Source organism: Butyrivibrio sp. AD3002, from assembly GCF_000420905.1.
GTDB lineage: Bacteria > Bacillota > Clostridia > Lachnospirales > Lachnospiraceae > Butyrivibrio.
On the sequence record NZ_ATVV01000060.1, the window covers coordinates 1 to 4,264 of the forward strand.

The window sequence follows — 4,264 nt, forward strand, 5'->3', positions numbered from 1 at the left end:
CCAGTTGTAGATGAGATTCTGTCAAAGGCTGAAAACATGCCCGCTAGGTGGCAGCTGATGATCTACTTCGGTCAGAAGAAGATACTTGAACTTCAGGCTGCCAGCTGATTGTTCTTAGATTCTGAGCCCGAGGTATTAACCTAGCCACCGCTTTAGCGGCTTGCCCTTGATGGCACAAAAAATAACTGCTACACTGCTGCAAACGACGGAGAAAATCTGATTGTTCTTGAGTTCTTCGCCGTCGGTGATTAACCGTCAGCAGTTATTTTTTGTGCTGTCAAGGGTGGCGTCCGGCTACCTCAACCTATATATCTGCAATTTTCAAGGTTCATCTGAGCCTATTTTTTTGACCCAGTTTTTTCATAGATTATTTGACACTATCACCAGCATATTACTGTCCTTCCCTCTCGATCTTTTCTAATGTATCTTCAAGAATTGCTTTCCTCAGCTGTGTAAGCCATTCCGAAAAAGAAACTGTATCAAACGCATATGTCTTATTGAGCTCATACTCATTTTCAGACCATGTATCAATTGGGGACTCGTTATGTTGAATCAGGGCCTCCAGCTTATCCAATGACTTGTATAGCTTAGCCTCCTTAGTTTCTTGTGCATCCATCTCTTTATAAAGAGCAGCTATCTCCCCAGATAGTTCCTCTGGGAGAGATTTAACCCACTGGTTCAAAAGAGAATCTTCAACCTCTCTATCGGAATCAGTCTTTATAAATGTCGGAATGTCGCCGGTAAAACACTCCCCAAGATCATGAATGAGGCACATATCCACAACTTTATTGATATCTATATCTGCAAACTCATGTTTAAGAAGAAATGCCATGAGCGAAATCCGCCAACTGTGCTCTGCCACACTCTCAGTTCTTCTTTTCGATGTAGTACAATGACGAGGCGTATCTTTCAGTCTCTCTGCAACATGTAAAATCTCTAAATACTCCCTTGCGTTCATACAAGCTCCTCCTTGTTATCAACTCTTCTTACTCTTTATTACAAGTACAACCCTCGCAACCACCACTGTTCCGATAAGCACTGCTATTATTCCCAACAAAATAGATGATTTCTTCATACGTCCAAACACTTCCTAAATCTATCATTTCAGACAACTTATGAATAATCATACCTTTTTTCAGACAAAAATAATAGCCCCGGACAATTCCAGAGCTATCACTATCATCCCTCGCGTCACGGGTTGTTACATTATTGTAAAAGAAAAAGGAACAGCACTAAGACTGTTCCTACGGTATATTCGTACAAGGCCACTTGCATAATTTTACTTTTTGAAAAGGTATTTACCTTTTCCCTTTCCCTTCATAGGATATATAATTTCCATATCAAGCATCCGCTTAATCAAAGCTGATGCCGGAGATGCTGTGATAGATAGTGTTTCCATCACTTCCGATCTTCCAAAAAATGATTCATATCCATATTTTTTAAACAAACTGATAATATTATTCTTTGTTTTGTTTCCTATCTCCTCCGGGATATGAATGTCCTGTTTTTGTTCCTCAATGTCCTGTTTTTTATCACCAATGTCCTGTTTTGCTTTCTCAATGTCCTGTTTTTCGAAATATCCACTGATATGCATATTTCTGTTATGCAGTTCATTATGCTCACCAAGTAAAAGATTTCGCATAAATGATTCCAAATACTCAGTAGTAGCATGTACTCCTTTTGAATAATCGTTGTAATTTGCCCTTACAAGCGCATTTCTAAAGTACCATGCATTCTCAGCAAATATATCGTTAGTAACATCAAATCCCATTGTCCTCAGATATTTGATAAAGAAAACAGCGGTTGTTCTTGTATTCCCCTCCCCAAAAGCATGTATTTGCCATAGGTTAGCGACGAATCTCGAAAGATGTCTGATATCATCTCTGATATTATCATAAGAATACTCATATTCCTTTTCGGTCTGTAGATCATACTCAAGTGTAGCTTTCAAATCCAAGGCATTACCATAATGTACAGATGCTCCATCCAGTACCCATTCTTTTTTAGAAATATTATAGTCCCTGATTTTTCCGGCATGGTCATATATTCCTTCAAAAAGTCTCTTATGAATACCAAGATACTGAGGCAGTGAAAAAGTGAATGCATCATCAGACAATATAGCTGCTATTCTTGCTGATACGCAGTCTGCTTCTTTTGTCCTGTCAGTATCCCTTGAATTTGATGTCTCATAATAACTCTCAATGAGCTTCTCTGCTTCTGAGATGGTTATTTTTCCTTCAATATTATTTTGCGCGGTATCTTTAAGATAGTCTGAAGTCTTAAGTCCATCAACAGCCTGAAGTCCGACAGCTGTATACCAGGCATAACCAAGTTTTCTCTTATCCGGTTCAACATGCCTTATATATTCCTCAAAAGGATCTTTTTTTATATCCTCACCCATCGATAATATCTATCTCCCATCTGTTTCATTTAAGAAAATTATACAGATGAATCCGTCTTTTGTCATTGAAACCAAAAAGTCATTTTTATATGAATATGTTCACATTTTATTCTGTTACCTCTATCACTTCATACTCATCATCTTCCTTAATCTGATAAGCAATAGATTAAAATTGCCTGCTGCACTTTTAATAAACTCTGTTTAAACTCATATCCCACAAAGTAATCAGAATCAATTACATCTTCTGTTACTTCTTCGCCTCTATAAAATGGCGGACATGGATTTAGGATAGCGCCTTTATTTGCTACTCCCATCAAGTCTTTAGAAATCTGATAATCTTTAAATTCCCCTATCATGTTTGAAGGAATGGAATCCGTACAAATAATATCTTTACCTTCAAGCGCATTCTTCAAGTTATCATTACAAGTAACTCCAGAGATTTGATACTTTGCAGGACTACTCTGAGTTAATGAAAATCCGAGTGCCTCTGAAGCTTCTTTCCAGGCTCTCCCTATATTTCCATCTGCCCCTACAAACAAATACTCATCCTTAAGGTAATCAGCTCTGACTTTTGAGAGTGCATATAAATCAGACATCATTTCACAAGGATGGTTATCATTTGTCAGTGCATTTATAACTGGTATTGTCATAGCTGCAGCCATTTTATCAAGCATAGTAATATCCGGGTAACGGACTATAACAGCATCAGCCCAATTTTGAAGATATCCGCAAACATCCCTGATATCTTCCTTTTTATCTAACGTTGCAGGATCAAATAATATGGATTGCCCACCGAGAAGAAAAATACCCTTTTCAAAAGACACTCTGGTTCTTATGCTGGATGATGGAAAGAACATAACGATAGTCTTTCCTTTTAAGAAGCCCTCATACTGCTCTATAGAATCAGCAATCTTGAAAATCTCCAATAATTCACTTTTCTTGAAGTCTGTAAGTTTTATAAAAGATTTCATTTGTATAAAGATAATCCGTTGTTCAGAAGACCTTATTCATAAGTTTTAGCAACAATCTCAAATCGAGGAAGTAGCAAAGAAATATAACCATGTCCCGAAGATATGATTATACCTCTTTTTATCAGTCTATCACGATATCTTGAGAAAACAGCAGATGTCATGCCTACCTTCTTACATATTTCACTGACTTTGGTCTCATCCTTTTTTATTGCAAGAATGACTGCTCTATCCTGCTTTGATAATGAGGACCATATTTTTTTATATACAAAATCCTCAAGCATATCATCAAGCTTGAGGAGAATTTCTCTTAACTCCATTTCATCTCTATATTCATAATATAGAAGACCTAGCGCTTGGAATGCAAAAGCATATCCCTTAGTTATCCGTGCAAGGTTCTTGGCATCGTCTTCATCAATCTGAAAAATATCTGCATACTGTTTCGTTATTTGATGCAAGCTTAGTGGTTCTAATGTTATTTTCGGGGTTCTAAGCAAAAAAGTAAGAGCTGGGTCGTTCTGGATTGCATAGATATTTTCATATAATCCTGTCATTAACAGGAAAACCGGATGAACTGCCTCCACCGACTCTGCGTCGGAAGAGGTTTCTGTTATGCCGCAGAGCGGCATGAACCTTTGGGATGCTTAGTGCATCCCAAAGAACAGGGCATGTCCACTATGCCCCTATCCCATTGAGTTACCTTTGGGAATACTTTTCTTAAGATATTTGCAGCTCCGTTTATGTCTGCATTTGTTATTGTCCCATCGTAGTGCCTGTAGAGTCCACGCTTTATCCTTTTTCCCGAAAAAACATAGTCAGACTTCCTGCCCTTTTTATACACAGGGATCTCATCCATCGCAAGGAAATCCGCTTTGGATGTATAGCTCTCTTCCGT

The 4,264-nt window shown here is 38.0% G+C and carries 4 protein-coding genes and 1 pseudogene; all 5 read right to left on the minus strand.

The window, feature by feature from the left end; translation table 11 throughout:
* Window positions 1-391: 391 nt before the first annotated feature.
* The gene (locus G596_RS0120060) at window positions 392-958 is read right to left on the minus strand and encodes an HD domain-containing protein (protein WP_022763571.1); all 567 of its coding nucleotides are present in this window, start codon (window positions 956-958) and stop codon (window positions 392-394) included.
* A 321-nt stretch (window positions 959-1,279) separates the two neighbouring features.
* Window positions 1,280-2,401, minus strand: a complete 1,122-nt coding sequence (locus G596_RS0120070) for a Fic family protein (protein WP_022763573.1) — start codon at window positions 2,399-2,401, stop codon at window positions 1,280-1,282.
* Between the two features lie 146 nt (window positions 2,402-2,547).
* Window positions 2,548-3,372, minus strand: a complete 825-nt coding sequence (locus G596_RS0120075; protein ID WP_022763574.1) for an ornithine carbamoyltransferase — start codon at window positions 3,370-3,372, stop codon at window positions 2,548-2,550.
* Window positions 3,373-3,404: 32 nt separating this feature from the next.
* Window positions 3,405-3,998, minus strand: a complete 594-nt coding sequence (locus tag G596_RS23215; protein ID WP_022763575.1) for a winged helix-turn-helix domain-containing protein — start codon at window positions 3,996-3,998, stop codon at window positions 3,405-3,407.
* Window positions 3,980-4,264: pseudogene (locus G596_RS25385) on the minus strand (RNA-guided endonuclease InsQ/TnpB family protein); the annotation flags it as partial. The pseudogene G596_RS25385 and the gene G596_RS23215, both read right to left, overlap by 19 nt.

What these genes read in the sequence shown, in the direction of transcription:
- G596_RS23215 (WP_022763575.1), bottom strand. Translation starts at nt 3,998, where the DNA reads ATGCCGCTCTGCGGCATAACAGAAACCTCTTCCGACGCAGAGTCGGTG.
- G596_RS0120070 (WP_022763573.1), bottom strand. Translation starts at nt 2,401, where the DNA reads ATGGGTGAGGATATAAAAAAAGATCCTTTTGAGGAATATATAAGGCAT.
- G596_RS0120060 (WP_022763571.1), bottom strand. Translation starts at nt 958, where the DNA reads ATGAACGCAAGGGAGTATTTAGAGATTTTACATGTTGCAGAGAGACTG.
- G596_RS0120075 (WP_022763574.1), bottom strand. Translation starts at nt 3,372, where the DNA reads ATGAAATCTTTTATAAAACTTACAGACTTCAAGAAAAGTGAATTATTG.